The organism is Georgenia phoenicis (assembly GCF_047302425.1).
Lineage (GTDB): Bacteria > Actinomycetota > Actinomycetes > Actinomycetales > Actinomycetaceae > Oceanitalea.
This window is the reverse complement of sequence record NZ_CP154855.1, coordinates 3,448,103-3,469,454: the sequence shown is the minus strand read 5'-3', so window position 1 is coordinate 3,469,454 and position 21,352 is coordinate 3,448,103. Positions and strand designations below refer to the sequence as shown.

General features: G+C 67.8%; 19 protein-coding genes and 2 pseudogenes. 6 read left to right on the top strand and 15 right to left on the bottom strand.

Annotated elements, in window-relative coordinates; all coding sequences use genetic code 11:
* Position 1 precedes the first annotated feature (1 nt).
* From AA0005_RS16340 to AA0005_RS16285, 12 genes and pseudogenes are all read right to left on the bottom strand, one after another.
* Positions 2 to 1,624 (bottom strand): peptidoglycan DD-metalloendopeptidase family protein, encoded by a 1,623-nt coding sequence (locus AA0005_RS16340; RefSeq protein WP_211346236.1) that lies wholly within the window; start codon positions 1,622 to 1,624, stop codon positions 2 to 4.
* Between the two features lie 12 nt (positions 1,625 to 1,636).
* Positions 1,637 to 2,335 carry a hypothetical protein gene (locus tag AA0005_RS16335; RefSeq protein WP_144317192.1) on the bottom strand — a complete coding sequence of 233 codons (699 nt, stop codon included), beginning with the start codon at positions 2,333 to 2,335 and terminating at the stop codon, positions 1,637 to 1,639.
* Between the two features lie 79 nt (positions 2,336 to 2,414).
* The gene (locus AA0005_RS16330) at positions 2,415 to 3,494 is read right to left on the bottom strand and encodes a ParB N-terminal domain-containing protein (protein WP_144317191.1); all 1,080 of its coding nucleotides are present in this window, start codon (positions 3,492 to 3,494) and stop codon (positions 2,415 to 2,417) included.
* Positions 3,491 to 4,354 (bottom strand): hypothetical protein, encoded by an 864-nt coding sequence (locus AA0005_RS16325; RefSeq protein WP_144317190.1) that lies wholly within the window; start codon positions 4,352 to 4,354, stop codon positions 3,491 to 3,493. The genes AA0005_RS16330 and AA0005_RS16325 overlap by 4 nt, the downstream gene beginning before the upstream one ends.
* 80 nt (positions 4,355 to 4,434) lie before the next feature.
* Positions 4,435 to 4,875, bottom strand: coding sequence for a hypothetical protein (locus AA0005_RS16320; protein WP_144317189.1), 441 nt, complete (start codon positions 4,873 to 4,875; stop codon positions 4,435 to 4,437).
* Positions 4,872 to 5,549: a DUF2637 domain-containing protein gene (locus AA0005_RS16315; RefSeq protein WP_186366106.1), complete on the bottom strand. Its 678-nt coding sequence runs from the start codon at positions 5,547 to 5,549 to the stop codon at positions 4,872 to 4,874. The genes AA0005_RS16320 and AA0005_RS16315 overlap by 4 nt, the downstream gene beginning before the upstream one ends.
* Positions 5,546 to 6,442, bottom strand: coding sequence for a bifunctional DNA primase/polymerase (locus AA0005_RS16310; protein WP_413451168.1), 897 nt, complete (start codon positions 6,440 to 6,442; stop codon positions 5,546 to 5,548). Before AA0005_RS16310 ends, AA0005_RS16315 begins: the two co-directional genes overlap by 4 nt.
* Positions 6,442 to 7,527: an ArdC-like ssDNA-binding domain-containing protein gene (locus AA0005_RS16305; protein ID WP_144317187.1), complete on the bottom strand. Its 1,086-nt coding sequence runs from the start codon at positions 7,525 to 7,527 to the stop codon at positions 6,442 to 6,444. Before AA0005_RS16305 ends, AA0005_RS16310 begins: the two co-directional genes overlap by 1 nt.
* Before the next feature lie 243 nt (positions 7,528 to 7,770).
* Positions 7,771 to 8,628, bottom strand: coding sequence for an AraC family transcriptional regulator (locus tag AA0005_RS16300; RefSeq protein ID WP_186366105.1), 858 nt, complete (start codon positions 8,626 to 8,628; stop codon positions 7,771 to 7,773).
* Positions 8,629 to 8,859: 231 nt separating this feature from the next.
* Positions 8,860 to 9,123: pseudogene (locus AA0005_RS16295) on the bottom strand (DUF3817 domain-containing protein); the annotation flags it as partial.
* A gap of 209 nt (positions 9,124 to 9,332) precedes the next feature.
* Positions 9,333 to 10,856, bottom strand: a complete 1,524-nt coding sequence (locus AA0005_RS16290; RefSeq protein WP_144317184.1) for an MFS transporter — start codon at positions 10,854 to 10,856, stop codon at positions 9,333 to 9,335.
* A gap of 73 nt (positions 10,857 to 10,929) precedes the next feature.
* Complete coding sequence (locus tag AA0005_RS16285) at positions 10,930 to 11,496, bottom strand: TetR/AcrR family transcriptional regulator (protein WP_280559908.1); 567 nt, start codon at positions 11,494 to 11,496, stop codon at positions 10,930 to 10,932.
* Positions 11,497 to 11,590: 94 nt separating this feature from the next.
* Here AA0005_RS16285 and AA0005_RS16280 point away from each other — a divergent pair, with 94 nt between their 5' ends.
* Both AA0005_RS16280 and AA0005_RS16275 read left to right on the top strand, forming a co-directional pair.
* Positions 11,591 to 11,959, top strand: coding sequence for a hypothetical protein (locus AA0005_RS16280; protein WP_144317182.1), 369 nt, complete (start codon positions 11,591 to 11,593; stop codon positions 11,957 to 11,959).
* The gene (locus AA0005_RS16275; protein ID WP_376783098.1) at positions 11,952 to 12,170 is read left to right on the top strand and encodes a COX15/CtaA family protein; all 219 of its coding nucleotides are present in this window, start codon (positions 11,952 to 11,954) and stop codon (positions 12,168 to 12,170) included. The genes AA0005_RS16280 and AA0005_RS16275 overlap by 8 nt, the downstream gene beginning before the upstream one ends.
* A gap of 33 nt (positions 12,171 to 12,203) precedes the next feature.
* Here the strand turns inward: AA0005_RS16275 and AA0005_RS16270 are convergent.
* A pseudogene (locus AA0005_RS16270) lies at positions 12,204 to 12,398 on the bottom strand (DNA cytosine methyltransferase); the annotation flags it as partial.
* Positions 12,399 to 12,653: 255 nt separating this feature from the next.
* On the opposite strand from AA0005_RS16270, the gene mobF reads away from it, so the two are divergent.
* The 4 genes from mobF to AA0005_RS16250 are packed head-to-tail and all read left to right on the top strand — an operon-like array spanning position 12,654 to position 18,934.
* Positions 12,654 to 16,205, top strand: a complete 3,552-nt coding sequence (mobF, locus tag AA0005_RS16265) for a MobF family relaxase (protein ID WP_259914337.1) — start codon at positions 12,654 to 12,656, stop codon at positions 16,203 to 16,205.
* Positions 16,206 to 16,250: 45 nt separating this feature from the next.
* Positions 16,251 to 16,481, top strand: coding sequence for a helix-turn-helix domain-containing protein (locus AA0005_RS16260; RefSeq protein ID WP_313420503.1), 231 nt, complete (start codon positions 16,251 to 16,253; stop codon positions 16,479 to 16,481).
* A 48-nt stretch (positions 16,482 to 16,529) separates the two neighbouring features.
* The gene (locus AA0005_RS16255) at positions 16,530 to 18,044 is read left to right on the top strand and encodes a hypothetical protein (RefSeq protein ID WP_144317179.1); all 1,515 of its coding nucleotides are present in this window, start codon (positions 16,530 to 16,532) and stop codon (positions 18,042 to 18,044) included.
* Positions 18,041 to 18,934, top strand: coding sequence for a DNA adenine methylase (locus tag AA0005_RS16250; RefSeq protein WP_144317178.1), 894 nt, complete (start codon positions 18,041 to 18,043; stop codon positions 18,932 to 18,934). Before AA0005_RS16255 ends, AA0005_RS16250 begins: the two co-directional genes overlap by 4 nt.
* Before the next feature lie 48 nt (positions 18,935 to 18,982).
* On the opposite strand, the gene AA0005_RS16245 is transcribed toward AA0005_RS16250, so the two are convergent.
* Together AA0005_RS16245 and AA0005_RS16240 are read right to left on the bottom strand one after the other, a co-directional pair.
* Positions 18,983 to 20,233, bottom strand: coding sequence for a helix-turn-helix domain-containing protein (locus AA0005_RS16245; protein WP_144317177.1), 1,251 nt, complete (start codon positions 20,231 to 20,233; stop codon positions 18,983 to 18,985).
* Positions 20,234 to 20,290: 57 nt separating this feature from the next.
* Positions 20,291 to 21,286 carry a DNA-processing protein DprA gene (locus AA0005_RS16240; RefSeq protein ID WP_144317176.1) on the bottom strand — a complete coding sequence of 332 codons (996 nt, stop codon included), beginning with the start codon at positions 21,284 to 21,286 and terminating at the stop codon, positions 20,291 to 20,293.
* Between the last annotated feature and the right edge of the window lie 66 nt (positions 21,287 to 21,352).

Sequence of the window (21,352 nt, the reverse complement as noted above, 5' to 3'; positions counted from 1 at the left end):
GTCATCGTCCTTCTCGGACGGTGATGTGCAGGTGGTCGTAGTGCCCGCCTGTGATGTCCGAGGGGTCGTGCATGCCCCCGCCGTTGTAGGGCCGCCAGCCCTCGTCGGCGCGAGCGAGCGACCAGATCTTGCCTTGCCAGATGAGATACTCGACTCCGAGGGCGGCGGCGTTGGCCTGCAGCCAGTTCGTCATCGCCCACCCCGTGTCGAGGGCGGCGCCGGTCGCGGCCGTTCCGATGGTGTTCCCGAAGGTCACATCGCACGCTCTGCCGAGCGGGTGTTCCGACGAGGTGCCGGGTCGCGGTGACCAGCAGGCCCAGCCGGAGTCGGGAAACGCGGCCCGGGTCTGTGTGAGCAGGTGCTCCATGCGGGCAGTGATCTGGCCGCCGCTCGTCGGATCGTCCCGAAGCTCGTCAGGATCGGTACCTGTGTACGGTGTTGGCGCGGCGATGTTCGGCCCCGGAGCGCAACCTGCGTTTGGTGCCGTGCTCGCGCCGGATTCAGCGGCGCCGTGGTCGGTGAGCCAGGCGTCGGAGTTCACCGGGTCGGCGTCTGCGCCGCCGGGGTGGATTTGCAGGTGCAGGTGAGGGCCGGTGGAGTGTCCCGAGGAGCCGACGTCTCCGATGCGCTGCCCGGCGGTCACGGTGTCGCCTTCTGCGACATGGATGCCGTGCGCCCACATGTGCACGTACATCGACGCGACCCGCTCGCCCCGGACGGTGTGCTCGATGACGATGACCCCGCCTCCTGCGTCGGTGTATCCGGCTCGCACGACGATGCCGTCCGCGACGGCGTAGATGGGGGTGCCGTCGGGGGCGGCGAAGTCGCTGCCTGCGTGGAAGCGGCGTTCGCCGGTGATCGGGTCGTTACGCCATCCGAACGGGCTCGTCCGCGCCCAGGTCCCCTCCGGCAGCGGGAACACGATGCGCGTCGTCTCGGGCACGACGGGCGTCTCGTCCCCGCCATCGTTGCCGGAGGACACGGGACGGGTCAGGGCGGTGAGGATCGCTTCGGCGACCGGCTGGTAGTTCTGATACCGGTCCGGGTAGGCGCTGACCTCGACGGCTTGGGCTGCTTCGCCGGGGTCGAGCTGCTGCCAGCCGGCGATGTCGAGCAGGCCCCGCGGCGATGGGTAGTTCGGGCCCGTGGGGCCACCGTAGAAGGCTCTCGCCTGGTAGCTGGGGTCCATGAGCTCCGCGACTGTGCCCCACCCGCTGACCGGGCGCATCTGAAACAGCCCGAGCGAGTCGTGATCCGAACCCTCGCCGTCGTTGGGGTACTCCGCCGACTCGGGATAGGCGCTCGTGTTGGCGAGCATCCGCAGGGTCGACTCGGTCAGCGCAGCCATCAGCGCGATCAGCACCCCTTCACGTCCGACGCCGGCTGTCTGCCCGCCGACCGTGATGATCGTCGCGGCGTGGGTGAGCTGTTGCCGGTTCAGCGTGACCGTCTCCCCGTTGCGGGTCGTCGCGGTCAGCGAGTCCGGGATCGGGCCGACCGCCAACGAGCCGGGCGTGCAGACGGCGGCGGTCGCAGGTGTTCCGCCGAGCGTGGCGACGCCCAGCAGGATCGTGGACGGCCCCAGGAGCAGCAAGGTGAGGGCGAGGAGCGCGAGCTTCTTCATCACGGCCTCGGCTCAGCGGAGAGGGTTGTCGAGCTGTGAGAGCCGCAGCACCTCACACAACCCCGACCCGGTGCCGCGACCGGGATTGGGCGGGGTGCAGACGAGGAACACAGTGAAGGAGACCGGGCGGGATGCCTCGACGGGGTCGGTGCCCCAGATGCCTTCCCGGTGCCGTGTCCCCGAGATGGTGTACGCGACCGCACCATCAGGTATCTGACCGGGGGCTGCCTGCTCGACGGCGGTCTCCCACGCCTCCGGGACGAACACCTCGTCGAGGGTCAGCCACTGCCGAGTCGCGTAGGTGCGCAGCTGCGCCCACGCATCGTTCGTCGGGATGTAGGCGCGGACGTCACCGACGAAGGCGTCGGCCTCGCTGCCGTGCGCGGCATCCGCGAGCACCTGCGCATAGTCCGATGGCATGTGCCCGGTCGTGGTGTCCCAGGTGAACAGCGCCTCAGCGACCGCTTGGGCGAACGCTTCCGGCCCAAGGTGCTGGTCCAGCGGCTCCAGCTCTGCGACCGAGGTCGGGGCCGGTGTCACGGGCGCGGCGGTGGAAGGTCGTTCGTTCGGCGTCGAGGCCGACGGGGCGGCGGGGCCGCGGACGAGGCCGTAGATGCCGACTCCGACGAGCAAGAGCAGAGCGAGGCCGCCAGCGGTGGCGGCGATCAGCAGGCGACGACGGCGACGGTCATCAGACGTGGCGGGGTCCATGAGCACGGGTCCTTCCCGGACGGCAACAACGGATGCGTGGTTGCCAGGAAGGTGCGCACCACCGCACCCGCCCCGCGGTTCAGGCGATGTGCTCGGCCCTGTCTTGCCGTGCCGCGCGTGCGGCGTCGGTGAACGCGATGGTCCCGGCGATGGTCTCCTCGAACCGTGCCCACTGTTCAGCGGTGAGGGCTGGGCCGACGTCGGCGGGGTCGTAGTGGGTCCACCATTCGGCCATGTCGTCCCAGGTGGCCAGGAACGCGGTCAGCGGGAACGGCACCGGCTCCCCGGTGTTCACCGCCGTCAGCGCGGGCCGCGCTGGCTTCTTCTCCCCGGAGGCCTTGGCTGCTTTGACGCGGGCGAGCGCGGCCTTTGCCAGCTGCTCCAACTCCGCCGCCCTCGCCTCCTGCTCCGCCGCACGCACCGCATCCGCCTCGACCCGTGCTCGTTCGCGCACCTCGACGGACTGGGCGGGATCCGCGGCGAGCTGGTTGAGCTCCGCCAGCGACAGCTCGGCATTCACGCGCAGGTGCGAGGGATAGACGCTCCCACCTGCCTTGATCCGCTCGACCTCCTCTGCCGCACGCGCCCGTACCGGTTCCGGCTGCGACTCGTCCGCGGCCAGGTCCTCCAACCGGCCGATGCGCTCCAACGTCGTATAGGACGCGCGGCCAGTCACCATCCGCGCAGCCTGAGCGCGAGCCTTGCCTTGCTCGAACTGCGGTGGTGCCAAATTGGCACCACCGTCTTCTGCGTCGTCTGCGGTCGTCTGGAACCGGGTGGCCTCCTGGCGGCGGGCGGCGTCTTCGGCGAGCAGGGTCTTGAGTTCGCGGTAGAGGGCTGCGGCTTCGAGCTGGGTGAGCGGCTTGTGCAGGACGTTCTCGTCTTGTTCGGCGAGGAGTTGCCCGAGCCGGTCGGAGATCCCGGACCGTACCCAGACGTTGACGGTCTTGATGCCCAGGAGTTTCAGCGCCGCGAGGCGCCGCGCGCCGCAGATCAGGTGCCCGTCGAGGGTGATCGTGATGGGCTGCAAGAGCCCGTTGCGGCGGATCGACTCCACCAACGGGGCAAGGTCGCCGTGGTCTTGCCGGTGCCGGCGGCCGACGATGATGGAGTCGACCGCGCGCTCCAGCTCGATGTGGCCCGCCGGCACCGTGCTCATGACTCCTCGCCCCCTGCCAGGCGCGGGGCGGCGAGCCCGGCAGTGATCACGAGGTCGTCGTCGGTGAGGAGTGCGCGCAGGGGTTGGCCGATCAGGAGCCGCACGAGCAACCCGCGCCCAGCGTTCGTATGCGCGAGGGTCGGGTCGGGGGTGCCGAGCACGATCCGCAGCAGCGCCGTCCACGACGCACCCGGCAGGTCCAGGAGGGCGCGGGCCTGCCGGTCACGGCGCAGCACCTCGAACGCCGACGCCCGCGACGGCGACCCCGCCAACCTGGTGGTGATGTACTCGACCGCAGCCCGGGCTGTCGAGGGTTCCCAGCCGACCCACGAGAGGAACGCGATCGTGTCCTCGACGGCGGCGGTGACGTTCATCGCCCGCTCCCGCACCGGACGCTCATCGTCCGGGTCCTCGTCGGGGTCGGTGAAGGGGTCGAAGCAGAACGCGGGGTGGTAGTCGGGCAGGGGGTTCTCGCGGTCGCTGAATCGTTCGGCGTCGTGGAACACCGAATACTTCGGGCGACGGGCCTGATGCACGGAGCACAGCAGTCCGTTGCCGCGTTCCTCGGCGGTGCAGGTCACCTGCACCGCCCGCGTCACCACCGCCCACGGGTCATCCGCCCGCCGCGTCGCAGTTCCCCGCATCGCCTCGAACGCCGCCGAAGCCGCCTCCCACGGGTCGAGGCCGTGCTTGCGGGCGAGAGCGGCGTACTTGTTCGCGGCGTGCTCCATCAGCGCCGCCGCCTCCGGGTCACGCTGCCACGCCCCACGCCCCGCCTGATGGAGCCGATTCAGCAGGGCGCGCAGCGCCTCGGAGTCCTCGAAACGATTCCGCCTGTCACGGTCTGATGCAGTCTGCATGGGAGCACCTCCTGACAGGCAGGTGCGCACACGCTCCCCAGCAGGCGCGCTCAGACGTTGGCTGGGGGCGTGCATGGCGGTTACCCGAGCCCGATCCCGGAGCGCGACACCCATGAGAACCGCTCCCCGCCACCACGACCGAACGCGGTCACCGGCGGCAGCTTCCGTGCCCGCTCGCTCACGAACCGCGCACCCGACCGTGCCCCGTCACGGGTCGCCCGATACGCCTGACCAGGTACCCGGCGGGCGCGGCGGGCGAGCTCGGCCTGAAAATCGATACCCCGCCCCACTATCCGCGCCGAACGCGACGCCATCAGATCAGTCGGACGCACCCACTCCACACCAGCACGCGCTCTCGTCGCCGCGTCCTTCGCCGTCGAGTCTTTGGCCAGTGACGGGTCGCGGTGCCGGGCCAGCGCCGACGCCTCGCTTTCACGCGGCGTCTCCTCAGCACGGTCATGGTCTCGCTCGTGCAGCGCCGTAGCGGTGGGCTCGACGTACGTGTGCTGGTCGTCGTTCATGGCGTCTCCTGTTCGTCACGGGTGGTGAGTTCGGGGCGTGCGAACCAGCGGCCCACGGTGGAGGGGTGCACGCCGAGGTGCCGGGCGATCGCTTTGTTCGACCAGCCCTCCTCATCTCGCAACCGCCCCGCCACCTCCCGCGCGGGCGTCTGCTCCGACCCCGGTGTGGGAATAACGGCCTGCAGCTCGGACAGACCGCTCTCCGGCGTCGGCTCGTCCTCGTCGGCGAGATGTGGCTTGGCGGCCTCGGAGGCCGGTCGGGTGAGGATGACGGTGAGGTGCGTGATCGCAAGCAGCACCAGCGGCGGCACCGCCGCCACCGACGCCGCCAGCACCCCGGGCACATCGGCATCGGCGGCGACGACGGCATGGATCGCGTTCGCCGTCACCGACACCAGCGCACCCGCAGCGAGCAGCACCCACGGATACCAAGCCGACCGCTGCCGAGCGAGCGCGACGACGGCAACGGTTGCGACGACGATGATCCCGTCCACGATCAGCGGCCACGCCCACGCCTGCCCCGCATCGATCCCGGAGCGGCGGGCAAGGTCCGCCAGAGCGGTGAAGGAGAGCCAGAACGCACCTGCAGCGATGAACACCGTCCCGGCGACCGCCGTCGCCACCGCCACCCGGCCACCCCGCGACCGCACAGGTGCCGGCGCCTGCGGGTTCATGAGAGCACCTGCCCTGCAAGACGCGGCACGCGCCGCAGATCATCGTCCCGTACCACGCTGGATGGTGCGGGTTGGACGTGGGTGGCGCGGTAGGCGGAGCGGATCGTCGTGACGACCTCCCGCGGCGGCAACCCGACCCGCTCACCCGCCGGGGCGAGCGCATCGACCATCTCCGGCAGAGACAACCCCGCCTCCGCGAGGCGGCAGGAGGCCCAGAACAGGCCACGGTTGCGTTCGCCCTCCGCGCGCATGCCCACCCAGTCGGCCAGCCGCTTCGCGTCCTCCGAACGAACAGGGCCCCGCGCCCGATGCACGACGGGCTCGGGACGCGGATCGAGGAAGTCCCGCAGCGCCGCCGCATCCACCGGGCGCGGCTCCCGGTTACCGTGCGCGGTGAGCGAGTACCCGGCCGGGCCGTGGACGGTCATGACGTCGGAGGGAGGGACGATGACGTACCCGCCGGTGCCACGGAAGTCGACACGTGCCGCGGCCGCCTGCCACGACGGCTGCGACCGGCCGGGGTCGGCCGGGTAGTAGAAATGCGCACCACCGGACGGCGTGCGCACCACCGCCACCCACCCCTCCACGAGCCCCGCCCGGCGGGCACGACCGAAGGCGTCGAACCCGTTCCCGTCCGGCTTGCGGTCCACATCCACGACATCGACCCCAGACGCGGTGCCGGTGGGGACGCCGATGTTCGCGGACGGCCAGCGATGCCACCACGCCACAACCTGCGCCAGGTCAACGCTCGCCTCATGGAACCCATGCCGGGTGAGCGGACGCTTCTCGCCCGGCACGCACGGGAACACCGGCACCCCCGCCGCCGCGAGCCGCGCGGCGGCTTGCGGAAGCGGGAGCCCGCTGAGGGAGGCAAGGACGCTGGCGACGCTCATCACAGCCCCCTCACCACGGCATCCGCCGCACGCGAGGAACGCGCTGGCTCGACCAGTGCCGGAACTGTTCGCTCCGCCCCGGCCCCTCGCGACGGGGTGGCGGACTCACGGGTCAGGCCGGGTGGGTCGCCCGTGCCGACCTGGACGGTGTCGAGGGCATCGAGGATCGCCCCGGCGGTCTTGCGGACGCGTTCACCGGTGGCCTGCACGACCTCGGCCGGGTCCTTGTCCTTGACCGTACCCGCCCACCCGGAGATATACGGGATCGTGTAGGCGGTGGTGTCCATGCCGTGCGCGGCACCGATCATCAGCGCCACCGACTCCGCCTCGACTTCACCGATCCCGCGATGCCCGGTCGCATCCGGGTTGTCGGGGCCGTGGAGCTTCACATGTGCGAGTTCGTGCGCGAGTGTCTTCACCTGCGCGGCGTCGTCCATGTTCGACCGCACCGCCACCGTGCGGTTCGTGTAGTCCGTGACACCGTTCGCGCCACGAATCTCCCGCTCATCCGCGACGCGCGTCACCGTGAACCCTTCGGCCTCCACCAAGGAGGCAAGCCCTGCCCACAGCCCGTCGGGCGCCTCGCCTTCCAGGAGCGTCGGGGCAGGGCGCTCGGGCACGGGATCACCGCTGGTCTGCGACACATCCCAGACGTAGGCGGGCTTCGCGCCGACCATCCGGGAACGCACCACCTCGCCGGGCTTCGGCTTCTCGAACCGGCCCAGCCGCCGCCACGACTCAGAATCAGCCGGATTACTCGACGCGAACCGACCCGTCACCGGCGCGAAGATCACATACCCCGCCTGACCCCGCTCCACCTGCCGACCCAGCGACTGCCACTGCTTATAGCCCGCGACATAGGACGGCTCCGGCGACGCGACACGACCCTGCTCGTAAGCATCGAGATGCTGGGCGAGGATCAGCAGCGTGTTGCGGAACGAGCGCGCCCGGAACCGAGCAGCGAACTCCAGCGCACGCTTCCAATCCTCACCCGACACAAGCAGGTCGACCGCAGCCGTCAACCGCTCATGGAGCTGTTCGAGCTTCGCGTCGCGCGTAGCCCGTGCCTCCTCGTCCGTCGCCACCTGTGACCTCCTCCCGGCAAGGCCAACGGCACAAGCCGGTGACCCCTGCGACCATTAGGTGCGCCGGGGAGATCAGGAACGAGACGGACGGAACAGAGCGTGGCGACCGCCAGGCTCCACGATGAACCCGACGTGTCTCATCCGGTTTACCTGCGGTGCGGCGTAGAGTCGAAGTCCTTCAAGTGCTCAGGGTTCACACGACGAGAAGTACGCGACATACGGCGAGTCGAGGGGGTTGACGAGTCAGCCTGCCGGTGAGTGCGGAGGGTTTGCTTGGCGTCCTTCGGGACGCCCGCTGGCGCGGTACTGCGATGGCGTGATGCCGTAGCGGCGGGAGAACCAGCGTGAGGCGACCCGGGGATCGCGCCAGCCGACTGCGCCCGCAGCACGTGCCACAGTCCAGTCAGTCTCATCAATGAGCCGGGTGAACTCTGTCAGCCGTATCTCCGTGAGGTAACGCATCGGTGGAAAGCCGGTACAGGCAACGAACAGGCGGGTTAAGTGAGTACGGGAGACGGCGACGGAACGCGCGAGGGCCGTAGTCGTCCACGACTCAGCCATGCGGTCACGCAGAAGCTGCACTGCACGTCCCACGTGTCCGGCCAAGGAGATCGACATGAGTAGCCCGCCTGCCTGGCTCAACTCAGTACCATCTGAGTTGGCGGCCGCATCCGGCGCGAGGAACGCGGGAGTCACAAGGCCTACCCAACCGGCGAACAGTTCTACGGTACGTACTGCCACCACCTCCGGTGACTTCGTGCCGTTGCCGAGTACGCTCAGCTGCCGCCAGATCGGTTCGACACGGCGCAGGGTAGACACACCAGGATGCAGAACGAGTGGGCTCCCGTCCCAGTCGTGAGGATGCACGCCAGCGCGGAGCCGCGTCTTGTCGGGAAGGAACCATGCCATCTGTTCACGCAAGAAGCGTTCATCGCTGTACACCGCCCAGAGTCGGACGTATTGCCTCGGACGCATCTGGCACCATTCACCAGCTCCTAGAGCCAAGGCCATGCCAGGCATGAGAAGGTACCGGCCCTGTGCCGTCGAGATTTCAGCTGCGCCCTCAAGAATGTGCAGGATCTTTATCTCCGCAGGAATCACTCGCCTGGTCATTGCGCTGCGGGAGATTTCGATCGCCGTCAGAAGCCGTGCGCCGCGATTGATTAACCTCGTGCCGGGGTTGTCTGGTCTCGTAGACGACCCTTCATGTGGATCGCGGTATTCGCTTGCTCTCACAGTTCTCGCGCGTTGTTCCTATGTGCGGGTGACATGGCAACAGCCGCTATCAGCGCAGGGAGTCCTTTCTTAAGACTCTATTGAATGCGGTTGATATCATTTCGTAGAAACGTCTTTTGATGCCTCTTCCTTGGTGAGGGGGTGAGGAGCCGTTGTTTGTACGTGGTTGGCAGGTCGGTTCGCTGTCGAGAGTCGCCCGGTTCTTTCCATCCAGAGGTCGAAGGGGACGGTGAGGAACGGGAGCATCGAGGCGATGATGCCGGTGGGGAGTGCCCACCAGGTCCAGCGGAAGCGGATGGCGGCGGCGACGCAGGCGAGGACGAAGGCGATCCATGCGATTCCGTGCACCCACCCCCCAGATGGTGACGGGTAGGGGGCTGCCGTGGAGGGGGTATTTGATAGCGAGGGCGGTGAGCATGCCGAGCCAGCTGATGCCTTCGATGAGCGCGGTGGTGCGGAAGGCGAGTCGGAAGAAGCGTTCGTTTCGTGAGGGCGTGTGTGTCATTGATGCTCCGCGGCGTGGTTGCGGTGGTGACAATCCATAGGTCGTGATCCTCTTAGCGCGAGGCTTAGTGGGTGTTGTCTTCGTAGGCGGAGGCGGTGCTGCCGGGTCCGTACTGTCGGAGCAGCCACCCGGTGGTGATGACGCCTGCGGCGATCACGACGGCGATGATGATCATGATGGTCGTGTAGCCGCTGTTGAACGCGATAGCGGCGGCGTCGAGCAGGCCCGGATGGTCGCTGGCGAGGTCGCGGGCGGTGGCGATGCTGTCGGCGGCTTCGGCAGGGGCGCCCTGGGGGAGGTGGATGCGGGAGGTGTAGAAGAGGGAGAGGAGGCTGCCGAGGACGGCGACGGCGATGAGGCTGCCGAACTCGTAGGACACTTCCTCGACCGAGGCTGCCATACCGGCCTTGCGTGGGGGGACGTTCCCCACGATCGCGGTCGATGCGACTGACATCGTGGCCCCCAATCCGGCGCCGGTGACGGCGAGCCCGGCCACGAATACCGGGAACGCGGTCTGCACTCCGATGAGGGTGATGATCATGCCGATTGTGGCGAGGGTGAAGCCTCCGCTGATGATGATGCGCAGCCCGAGCCTGTGCAGGAACGCGCCGCCGAGAATCCCGGTGGGCAGAGCCCCGATCGCGACAGCGGCCACGAGGAGTCCTGCTTGGAGTGGGGTGAACCCGTCGACGAGTTGGAAGCGTTGCGTGGTGACCAGTTGGATGCCGCCGATGGCGAACATTGCGGTCGCTGCGGTGATGATCCCGGCGCTGAACGCGCGGTTGCGGAACACCCCGAAGTCCAGCAGCGGATCGTTCGAGCGGAGCTGGCGTCTGGTGAACAGGACACCGCCGATGGCCGCGACGACCGTGGCGCCTGCGACGATCGCCCAGTTCTGCGGGGTGTGGGCGGCTTCTTTGATCGCGAGGACCGCGCCGGTGAGGGTGAGGAGGGCGTAGAGGGAGGAGATCGCATCCCACTTCTTCGCCCGGTCCCGGGTTCCTGCAGGGACGACGAGCGGGGTGAGGATGAGGGCTGCGATCACGACGGGGATGTTGATGAGGAACACCGACCCCCACCAGAACCGCTCCAACAGTGCACCCCCGACGATGGGTCCGAGCGCGGCGCCGACCACGGAGATGCTGCCCCAGATCGCGATCGCGATGTTCCGCTCCCGCACGTCATCGAACCCGAGCCGGATCAGCGCGAGAGTGGCGGGCATCATGCACGCCGCCCCCACCGCGAGGAGCGCACGCGCACCGATCAGGACCTCCGGTGTCGGGGAGAACGCGGCCACCAGCGACGCCGCCCCGAAGAGCGTGAGACCGACCAGGAAGAGACGGCGATGCCCGAACCGGTCACCCAAGGTTCCCGACCCCAGCAGCAGGCCCGCCATCACCAGCGGGTAGGCGTTGATGATCCACAGGCCTTGGGAGGCCGACGCGCCCAGGTCCACCGTCAGGGTGGGCAGGGCGGTGTAGAGGATCGAGTTGTCGAGCGTGATCAGCAACAGGCCGAACGCGACAGTCACCAGCAGCACCCACCGCCGCGATGACAGCGATGACGCTTGAGTGTTCACAGTGTTCATGTGCGGGGATGCCTTCTTGTGTCAGGAGTTCTTTCGATCATTGCGCCCGGCCGGTTGCCATAGATTCTTGTGTTCATCGCGCAGAGTCCGTGCTGGTGGTGTCCAGGGAGGCGGCGATGTGTTCCAGGAGCTGCACCCGCAGAGCCTGCGGGATGGGCTCCCCGGTGAGGGCTTCGTAGCTCCACAGCCCGTCGGCGGCCATCCGTGCGGTCAGCATCCGCAGCTCCTCCCGCGGATACCTGTCGTCCACGCCGGGCTGAGGGAGCGGGGTCGTCCACCGCGCGGCCACTTCCGCACAGGGTGCGAAGAGGTCACGGTGCGCGGCGCCGTCAGCCATGAACACCAGTTCCGCGCGGGTCATCGACCGGGCGACCCGCACATACGCCGCCAACCGCTCAGCACGGGTCGCCTCAGAAGCGGGTTTCCCGGCGGCTGAGACCATCTCCTTCTCCCAGTCGGCCGCCAACTGCTCATACACCCCACTCAGCAGTGCCGTCCGGCTCGGGAAGTGATACAGCAGGCCCCCCTTGGTGATGCCCGCCTGCTCGGCGACAGCGTCGATCGTCACCGCAGACAGCCCCTGCTCCTCAGCGACCCGCATCGCCGCCTCGACGATCGCAGACTTCTTACTCGGCCTCACCACCGTGCCGCCTCCTCCGTATCGACGCCGTACCTCACCAACCACTAGACTATACTAAATGGTACAGTAACCGTGTGTGGAGAGGAACGACAGCATGACGAAGTGGACGATCGGGACCGGGGCAGTCGTGACTGTGATCGGGATAGTCGCCTACATCGCGTCGGGGGCATCCAGCCTCACCGCGCTGATCCCCGCAGCCCTCGGCATCCTGCTGGTGATCGCCGGACTCATCTCCCGGAAAGAGGCGGCGCACCGGCACGCGATCCATGCGGCGCTGGCAGTCGCGCTCGTCGGCCTGGCCGGCACGCTCATGAACGTCCTCAAGCTCGGGGAGCTCCTCGGGGGCACCGCAGAGCGCCCTATAGCGGTCATCGCCAGCACCCTGACCTTCGTCGCGCTGCTGGTCTACCTGGTTCTCGGGGTGACCTCGTTCATCCGCGCACGCCGCTACCGCCGTGCCTGAAACCCGCCCCCTCGACACGCCCCACGTCGCCGGGCGGGGCGATGGTTGGCGGGCGCGGCTGTGGGAATGGGTCCGTGCCCGACCGCTCGTGTGGGCGAAGCTCTCCCTGGCCGCGAACATCCTGATCGTCGCGACCGGCGGGGCGGTCAGGCTTACCGCATCCGGGCTGGGCTGCCCGACCTGGCCGCTGTGCACCGAGGACTCCCTCTGAAGCGCCCCGGGTTTCAGTGTTCCAGTCGATGGTGGTGATGTCGCCGAGGTTGGGGGCGTCGGGCCAGTGGTGGGCGAAGACGCGGGCGACGGGCTCGTTGATCTCGGAGAACCAGATCGTGCGGGCGTCGAACACCTCCTCGACAGCGAGGTCGAGTCCGCCGTAGCCGGAGAACAGCGACCCGACCCGCAGGCGGCGGTCGCCCGGTTCGTCGCTGGCGTTCGGCATGAGGACTCCGGCAGATCGGTGATCCCCGGTCGCTGCCTCTGCGAGCGCTGACCGGGCTGGTTATCTGCCAGGTGCTCGCCGCGCCTCCCGCGCCTCCCGTGCCTCCCGTGCCTCGCTGACCGCGCCGCGCCCGGCCTCTGACGGAGCCTTCGTCTCCGCCTCCCTCAGAGCCACCACGCCTCTTGCAGATCGAGGTTGAGCCCGCCTTCGGCGGGCCGCTGCTCACCTCGTGAGCAGGCAGAGAGGGCGGGCCGGATGACGGTTTCGATGCGCGTGATGTCGGCGGGTGACGGGTATAAGTACCTGTTGCGCACTGTCGCGGCCGGCGACGGCGACCGCTCGCTCTCGACTCCGTTGACGCGCTACTACAACGCCGAGGGCACCCCGCCCGGTCGCTGGCTCGGTGCCGGGGTCGCCACACTCGGCGGCGGGCGGATCAGCGTGGGTGATCAGGTCTCCGAAGCCCAGCTCCAGCTGCTGGTCGGCATGGGTCGAGACCCGATCACCGGTGAACCGCTGGGCCGCGCGTACCCCGAATACCGAACCGTGGCCGAGCGGATCGAGGCACGTACCAGTGCGCTTGATCCCGCACTCGGGCCGGCGTCACGCGCGGAGGCGGTCGCGGCCATCGACACGGAGGAGGCCGGGCGCGGGACGCGGCGGGCGGTTGCGGGGTTCGACTTCACGTTCTCGATCCCGAAGTCCGCCAGCGTGCTCTGGGCGGTCGCGGACGCGGGGACGCAGGCGTTGATCGCGGACGCGCATCACGCTGCGGTTGCGGAGGTGGTTGCGTTCATGGAGCGGGAGGTTGCAGCCACCCGCACCGGCGCAACCGACCGCGACGGCGCGGTTGCACAGGTCGACGTCGCAGGTCTGGTCGCCACGGCGTTCGATCACTACGACAGCCGGGCGGGCGACCCGCACCTGCACACGCATGTCGTCATCAGCAACAAGGTGCAGACCGTCCTCGATGGCAAATGGCGGTCGCTGGATGGGCGGCCGATGCACGCCGCCGTGGTCGCCCTCTCCGAGCTGCACGAGGCGGTGTTCGCTGACCACCTCACTCGCTCGTTTGGCGTCTCGTGGGAGGCGCGCGACATGGGCCGCGACCGCAACCCCGCGTGGGCGATCGCCGCGGTGCCCGAGGCGATGGTGAAGGAGTTCTCCACCCGTGCCCGGCACATTGATGCCGAGACCGACCGCCTCATCGGCCAGTACGTCGACGCGCATGGGCGGCGGCCGTCGCCGGCGACGATCATGAAGCTCCGCGCCCAGGCCACCCTCTCGACCCGGCCGGAGAAGGAAGTCCGGTCGCTGGCTGACCTCACCGCCTCCTGGCGGGAACGGGCCGGGCAGGTGCTCGGGTCGGATACGACCTCGTGGGCGCGCGGCGTGACGGCAAACAAGGAGCCGTTGCTGCTGCGCGCGGACGACGTGCCGTTGGATGTGATCGACTCGCTCGGGGCAGACGTTGTGGCTGCGGTCGGTGAGAAGCGATCCACCTGGCATCGCTGGAACCTCACTGCCGAGGCCGCGCGGCAGACGATGGCCTACCGGTTCGCGTCGACAGAGGATCGCGAAGCTATCGTCGGCCTGGTCGTAGACGCCGCCGAAGCCGCTTCGCTGCGCCTGACCCCGCCCGAGCTCGCATCCAGCCCGGCCGCGTTCCGCCGACCGGACGGCACGAGCGTGTTCCGGCCGAAGCACTCCGCGCTGTTCTCCTCCGAGGAGCTGCTGGCCGCCGAAGACCGCCTCCTCGAACGCGCCCACACCACCACCGCACCGACCGTGCCGCTGACCACCGTCGAACGGGTTACGAAGCGGCCCGACAGCAAGGGCCGGATGCTCGGTGACGACCAGGCGGCCGCACTGACGAAGATCGCGCTCTCGGGCCGGGTGGTCGATGTGCTGGTCGGCCCTGCTGGGGCGGGGAAGACCACCGCGATGTCAGCGTTGCGGCGGGCGTGGGAACGCGAGCACGGACGTGGCAGCGTGGTCGGGCTTGCGCCGTCCGCGGTCGCCGCGCAGGTCCTGGCCGATGACCTCGGCATCCAGACCGAGAACACGGCCAAGTGGCTCGACACTCACGACCGCGCCGGCGAGACGTTCCGCAAGGGTCAGCTCGTCATCGTCGACGAGGCATCGCTGGCGGGCACGCTCTCCCTTGACCGCATCACCGCCTTGGCGGCGGAGGCCGGGGCGAAGGTGCTGCTGGTCGGGGACCACGCCCAGCTTCAGTCCGTCACCGCCGGTGGCGCGTTCTCCCTCCTCGTCCACGACCGTGACGACGCCCCGGAGCTGGTCGACGTGCACCGGTTCGTCCACCCGTGGGAGAAGACCGCGTCCCTCGCGCTGCGGCATGGGCGCACCGATGTCATCGACACCTACACCGAACACGGTCGCATCCGAGGTGGTGAGACGGAGGAGATGATCGACGTCGCCTACACCGCCTGGCGCAACGACACACTCGCCGGGCGAGCCAGTGTGCTCGTGACCGCCTCGAACGAGTCCGTCCAGGCGCTCAACAACCGGGCACGCGCTGATCTGATCCTCGACGGCACCGTGAACGCCCGCCGTGAGGTCGAACTGCACGACGGAATGAGGGCTGCGGTCGGGGATACGGTCATCACTCGCCGCAACGACCGCCGCCTCCGCGCGGGACGGTCCTGGGTCCGCAACGGCGATAGGTGGACGGTCACCGAGGTCCGTGACGACGGCGCTCTCACCCTCCGCCGCGCAGGGCGCACGTGGGGCGCCTCGGTCGTGGTCCCGGCCGAGTACGCGGCCGAACACCTCGATCTCGGTTACGCCGTGACGTCATACCGGGCGCAGGGCATCACCGTGGACTCCTCGCACGTCCTGGCGGATGCGTCGATGACCAGAGAGACGTTCTATGTCGCCATGACGAGGGGGCGCGAGCAGAACATCGCCTACGTCGCCGTCGACAAGCCCGACCCCGCCCACGACGGCCCTCGCCCCGGCGACAACACCGAGGCGACAGCCCGGTCCGTGTTGTTCGGGGTGCTGCAGCACGTCGGTGCCGAGCTGTCGGCGCACGAGACGATCACTGCGGAGCAGGACACCTGGGCCTCGATCGCGCAGCTTACCGCCGAGTACGAGACCCTGGCCGCCGCCGCCCAACACGACCGCTGGGCCGCGCTCGTCCGCTCGTCTGGGCTCAGCGACGACGACGCCGAGGACGCGATCGCCTCACCCGCATTCGGAGCGCTGACTGCCGAGCTCCGTCGGGCCGAGGCCAACCAGCACGACGTCGAGACCCTGCTGCCGCGCCTCGTGCGAGCACGCGGGTTCGGGGACGCCGACGACATCGCCGCGGTCCTGCACTACCGTCTTGCCCGCGCGACCGCCAGGCCAGCGGGAGCCGGGCGTGCACGCAGAACACCACGTCTCATCGTGGGCCTCATCCCCGAAGCCACCGGCATCATGCCATCCGAGATGCGGCAAGCGCTGACCGAGCGACGCGACCTCATCGAAGCCCGGGCCGATGCTCTCCTCGACACCGCACTCACCGAGAAACACGAGTGGATCACGAAACTCGGAACCCCACCCAAGACTGCACGAGCGGCCCAGGCATGGCGGAACGCCGCGCGCACCATCGCCGCCTACCGCGACCGCTACGGCATCACCGGACCCGCACCCCTCGGAGCACCCGCCGAAGCCGAGACGCAGAAGATCGACGTCGCCCGCGCCCGTGCTGCGCTTGACCGAACCCGCTCGCTCGAAAGAGAACCGAACAGCGCACGTCAATCGCCTGCTACTACTAGGCCGGTCCGACGCTCCTTGTAGCGCCTGAACGCCAACCTACGAAGCCCGCGACCTGGTAGCGTGAAGATGTGTCCCGTACAAGGAGGCTACGAGAAGATGCCGGAAGATAACGAGGTTCTGACCGCTGATGAAGCGGCAGCGCTCTTGCGTGTCTCCACCAAGACAGTGCTCTCACTCGCCCGCGCGGGGTCGCTGCCCGGAGAGAAGGTGGGACGCGCTTGGCGCTTCGTGAGGAGCGATGTCCTTGCGTACGTCCGCGGTTCACTGCCGCAGGCAGGAGCAGAGCACAATGAGTGAGGTCGTGACGGCACTGTCCGAGATGAACAGTGTCCTAGGCGGTGACAAATGCTAGATACTTCGAACTGGCCCGAAGTTGAGCTTGACGTCCTGAAAGAAATCCAACTCGATCCAAAAAACGTTCGCCTTGAAGTGGCCGACGCGAAGGTCGAGGCCGACATCATTGAAGACCTGTTCGTCAACGAAGATGCGTTAGCGCTTGTCGAGGGCATCTGCAAGGTCGGCTATCTGACACACGAGACGCCGGTCGTCCTAAAGCGACGCGGTAAGTATGTGATGGTTGAGGGGAACCGCAGGCTCGCTGCACTCAAAGCCATCCAGAACCCGATGTTGGTCCCCGACTATCAGGCGCGAGTCGCGTCGCTGGCGGCCCTTCTGCCAGACCGCTCTGCGCTCGCGAAGGTCCGGGTCATGGTTGCACCGAACCAGACCGAAGCGGATCAGTTGATCGCGGCTATCCACACCGGGAACCTGCGGCGGGCCTGGAGTCCCAGCAGGCAGGCGGCGTTCTTCCAGGCGCAGATCGACGCGGGGAGGAAGCTCCGTGAACTTCTGACTAGGTATCCCACGATCGACGTTCGCAAATTCGTCTTTCGAGCGCACATCATCAATCTCTTCAAGTCCGTGCATTACGACGAGGCCGAGCTTCAAGACTTCCTTGCAACAAAGAAGTGGGCCAGGGGCCTATCGACGCTGGCGCGCATCTACGAGTCGAAAGAGTTCCTTGACCTGACGGGGCTTACGATGGATTCAGACGGCAACGTCACGAAGACGCTCTCGGACGAAGTCTTCAAAGATGTTGCTACGGCAATCGTTCGCGGGATGTACGACGAGAACATCAACACGCGCAGCCTGAACTCGGTCTCAAGTCCTCGCTACACGCAGCTGATGAAGGAACTGCGTCAGATCGTTGCTGACGCGGGAGAAGCAGCTCCGCCTAACCCCACAACCCCAACTACAGGGACGACTCCCGACGGAGGGAACAACCCACCGCCCGGTGGCCCCGGCGCTAAGCCGACTCCGCCCACGGGGGCACCTGGTCTCGGAGAACCTCCGAGCGCTGCGCCTGGCACCGCGGAGCCGAAGCCTCCGAGGAAGCGTCCAGCCAAGAAGAAGCTCAGGAACCTCGACCTCGGGCAGATCAAGGCTCCCGCGAGTTACCCCGAAGGGTTGAAACTGCTGCTCGGCGAACTGTCTGAGGTCGACGTGCAAAAGTTCCCTAACGCCACCTTCCTAATGATCCGGGCCGTACTGGAAAAGTCGATCAAGGCGTATGCGGAGGCAAAGTCGATCGACATCAAGGGCTCCGGGAACAACCAGAACGGCCGTGTCCAACTTGGCCACGCCCTGAACTGGCTCTTGGAACACGTCAAGGCGAACGGCCCGAAGCACCTGATCCAGGTCATCGAGGGCGTCAGGACAGGGAAGCTCGTTACGTACACGAACTCAGGCGACTCGCTCAATGCGATCAACCACAACCACCACTTCCTAGTCGATCCCGACCAAACGTTCTCAATGTGGGCCTCCATCGACTCGATCATGAGATACGTGATGAAGCCATGAGCACGAGCGCCATCGGGGTGTCCACACGACGCCCGCGAATCTCACCGCTCCGGTACCCGGGCGGAAAGTCTGCCTTGTACTCGCGCCTGCGCAAGATGATCCGCGATATGGACCTCGCAGGCTGCACCTACGTCGAGCCGTATGCGGGCGGAGTCGGCGCCGGTCTCAGTCTCCTGGTAACGGGGCAAGTCGAGCGCGTCGTCATCAACGACCTCGACCCGGCTATCCACGCATTCTGGACTACGGTTCAGTCCGAGCCCGGATGGCTGATCGAGCGAATCCACAAGGCCAAGCTTGACGTCACCGAGTGGCGGCGGCAGCGCGAAATCTATGTTGCCGCCGACACCAGCGATCTGTCACAGCTCGGATTTGCCACCTTCTATCTCAATCGCACGAACAGGTCCGGGGTGCTCAACGGCGGCCCGATCGGCGGGCTAGACCAAACGGGTAATTACAAGATCGACGCCCGCTTCAACCGGGACGGCCTTGCTGAACGTATCCGAATACTGTCGCTCTATGCAGACAACATCGTCCCGACGTCGCGCGATGGTATTGAGGTCATCGCTGAGTACGCTCCCAAGGACGATGTCTTCATCTACGCCGACCCGCCCTACTTCGAGAAGGCCGGTTCGTTGTACCTCAACGCCTTCTCTGCAACCGACCACGAAGACCTTGCGCGGGTCCTCAACTCCGTCGCAGACAGGCCGTGGATTCTTACCTATGACAACGCTCCACAGGTGGCGGAGCTCTACGCGGCGCGTCGGCGTCGAGAGTTTGAGCTCCACTACTCAGCGCATCGCGTCGGCAAAGCCACTGAGGTCGCCGTGCTCTCTGAATCCGTTCCGGAGATCGGACAGGGCTGGCCGCTCACGCCGACAACGTTGACGTAGCCAGCTCCTACGGGACGAGGGCCGCCCACCGCAGAGGAGGCGGAAGAACTATGCCTCCTCGCGCTCGGGCGGACGGATCAGCCGCACGTTTGATACGCCGCCTTGGTTGACGCAATCCTGAGCGAGGTCGTGAACACGCCAGTAGAAGTCAAGGTCGGCAGCCGCCGCGTTCACGGTGCTCTCGACAGGCATGTAGCGGTGCAACGGTGTGGAGACACCACCGTAGGAGTGGCCGAAGTTATCCACCGTGAGGATCGTCAGGGCCTCTGATCCGGTCCACTCGATCCCGACGCGCACGTCGTACTCGTCGTTGCCCGTCGCGTCGGCGGTCGTCCGGATGAGAGCCATCAGGCCTGCGACGCCGCACTCGACCGCGTCCGACTGGACCTGCGATCCCTCGAAGTACCCGTCGCTACTCATGCGGTGGCCGCCGATTGCGGCTGCGAGCGTGACTGATCCGTCGTGGTGGAGACTTGCCCATGCTTCCTTCCACTGTGATCTGTCGCCCGTTGCGGTGTTGACGGCGACCCAGCGCCGCGATCCCGGTCGTGGGTTGTGCCGGTCGACGTTTTCCAGCGGGTGCACACCTCCACGTCCGGCGTAGAACAGGGCGAGGCCTTCGGCCTTGGTCAGTACGTCGCGCGCTCCGTCGCGCGTCAGGCGGTTGTGGAGGCGAGGGACGCGCGGGTGGGCGACAGCGATCAGCCAGGCGCGTTCGCTCGTGGCGCGGCCGCCCGCGGTCTCGGCATACAGGTTGTCGAGCGCTTCGCTGGCGTGGCGGCGTTCATCGAAGCGTGCTCGGTACATCGCCTCGATCTGTCGTTCCTTCATCCATACGGTGTCGGAGTCGTTGCGCACCGGAGCGCCGAAGTAGTCGTTGCGGTAGATCAGGTGTGGCCCGTCAACGCTTGCCGGCACTTCCACGACGACAGCGCGGGCACCCTCCGTTCCGAGGCGGTGCACGTTGAGGCCGAAGACGGGCGGGGAGATAGCGGTGATCGCTGCGGAGCGCAGGGATCGCTCGTACGCTTCATCGAACTCTCCGACGTCGACTCGCTCTGTCGCGGCCTTCTGCGACTCGCGTACTCCGAACACGATGACGCCGCCGCCGCTGTTCGCCATCGCTGCAACGTCCTTGGGGAAGTCTGTTTGCGGTAGTCCCTTCGCCGGGGGCAGCTCTGACTTCCAGTCCAGGTCGGTCGTCTCCATGACTCCGCTGCTCACCGCCGCATCCAGCAGTTCGTCCGTCAGAGGTCCAGGAGCGACCCCGAGGGCGCGATGCAGAGCGGTGAAGATCATGACCCCCAGCGTAGGGATCACCTGCGACAACTGGCGGTGACGCCGACCAGTGGCTGCCTACAGCGCGCGCCCCTCCCGATGAGCGGACGGGGTGATGCCCGACTCACGCGCGAATGCCTGCCCGCCGCCACCTGCGGGCGAGTCGAGGAGGGCCGTGACGTCTGTGGCGTCGGTGATGAGGGACGCGATGCCTTCGCGCAGGAGCCGGTGCGTGCCGGAGCTGGCGGCACTGGTTACCGGGCCGGGCACGGCGCCGACCGGGCGTCCGAGCTGCGTAGCGCGGGCGGCGACGTTGAGGGAGCTGGAGCGATAGCCGGCCTCCACGACGACGGTTGCACCGGAGAGGGCACCGAGGATGCGATTGCGGGCGAGGAAACGCCACTTGGTCGGCGCGGAGCCGGGCGGCATCTCACTGGCGAGCAGGCCGAGGTCTCCGACTCGTGCCAGCAGCTCACGATTGCCGGATGGGTAGAGGCGATCCAAGCCGCCGACCATGACGGCGAGGGTCTGCCCGCCTGTGGCGAGTGCGGCTCGGTGTGCGGCGGCGTCGATGCCGTAGGCGCCGCCGGCCACGATGATCCGCTCAGCATGGGTCAGATTGGAGGCGAGTTCGCCCGTGACGTGCTCGCCGTAACTAGTGGCGGCGCGGGCTCCGGTGATCGTGACGCGATCGTTCAGCGGCGCGGTGAGGTAGGAGACAGCGCCTCGCAGCCATAGAGCGGTGGGGGCGCGGTTGCCCAGATCGTTGAGGGCGGTCGGCCACTCATCGTCGCTGGGGATGAGGATGCGCAGCCCGAGGCGGTCAGTCTCCGCGAGTGCCTGCGTGACCGTGCGGGCATCCATTCGCGGGGCGACCTTGTTGCGCCACAGCCTGGCCTCGACCGCATCGACGTTCTTCGGGAGTGCGCCGGCACCGGCTGCCAGGCGCACGGTCTCGACCGCGCCGACCGCGGCGAGGAGCCTGCCGGTCACGGCGTCGTCGGGCTCCAAGGTCGATGCCAGGGCGACCCGTGCGGAGCGTTCGTCCTTGGCGAGAGAAGTGATCGTGACCATGCCCGGCTCCCATCCGTGTGTGCCAGACAGGTGCGCGAGCGCCGCCCGAATCCCCGGGCGCACCTC

Excerpts from the sequence above, each read along its gene's own strand:
- AA0005_RS16340 (WP_211346236.1), bottom strand. The coding sequence starts at position 1,624 with ATGAAGAAGCTCGCGCTCCTCGCCCTCACCTTGCTGCTCCTGGGGCCG.
- AA0005_RS16335 (WP_144317192.1), bottom strand. The coding sequence starts at position 2,335 with ATGGACCCCGCCACGTCTGATGACCGTCGCCGTCGTCGCCTGCTGATC.
- AA0005_RS16330 (WP_144317191.1), bottom strand. The coding sequence starts at position 3,494 with ATGAGCACGGTGCCGGCGGGCCACATCGAGCTGGAGCGCGCGGTCGAC.
- AA0005_RS16325 (WP_144317190.1), bottom strand. The coding sequence starts at position 4,354 with ATGCAGACTGCATCAGACCGTGACAGGCGGAATCGTTTCGAGGACTCC.
- AA0005_RS16320 (WP_144317189.1), bottom strand. The coding sequence starts at position 4,875 with ATGAACGACGACCAGCACACGTACGTCGAGCCCACCGCTACGGCGCTG.
- AA0005_RS16315 (WP_186366106.1), bottom strand. The coding sequence starts at position 5,549 with ATGAACCCGCAGGCGCCGGCACCTGTGCGGTCGCGGGGTGGCCGGGTG.
- AA0005_RS16310 (WP_413451168.1), bottom strand. The coding sequence starts at position 6,442 with ATGAGCGTCGCCAGCGTCCTTGCCTCCCTCAGCGGGCTCCCGCTTCCG.
- AA0005_RS16290 (WP_144317184.1), bottom strand. The coding sequence starts at position 10,856 with ATGAACACTGTGAACACTCAAGCGTCATCGCTGTCATCGCGGCGGTGG.
- AA0005_RS16280 (WP_144317182.1), top strand. The coding sequence starts at position 11,591 with ATGACGAAGTGGACGATCGGGACCGGGGCAGTCGTGACTGTGATCGGG.
- mobF (WP_259914337.1), top strand. The coding sequence starts at position 12,654 with ATGACGGTTTCGATGCGCGTGATGTCGGCGGGTGACGGGTATAAGTAC.
- AA0005_RS16260 (WP_313420503.1), top strand. The coding sequence starts at position 16,251 with ATGTGTCCCGTACAAGGAGGCTACGAGAAGATGCCGGAAGATAACGAG.
- AA0005_RS16255 (WP_144317179.1), top strand. The coding sequence starts at position 16,530 with ATGCTAGATACTTCGAACTGGCCCGAAGTTGAGCTTGACGTCCTGAAA.
- AA0005_RS16250 (WP_144317178.1), top strand. The coding sequence starts at position 18,041 with ATGAGCACGAGCGCCATCGGGGTGTCCACACGACGCCCGCGAATCTCA.
- AA0005_RS16245 (WP_144317177.1), bottom strand. The coding sequence starts at position 20,233 with ATGATCTTCACCGCTCTGCATCGCGCCCTCGGGGTCGCTCCTGGACCT.
- AA0005_RS16240 (WP_144317176.1), bottom strand. The coding sequence starts at position 21,286 with ATGGTCACGATCACTTCTCTCGCCAAGGACGAACGCTCCGCACGGGTC.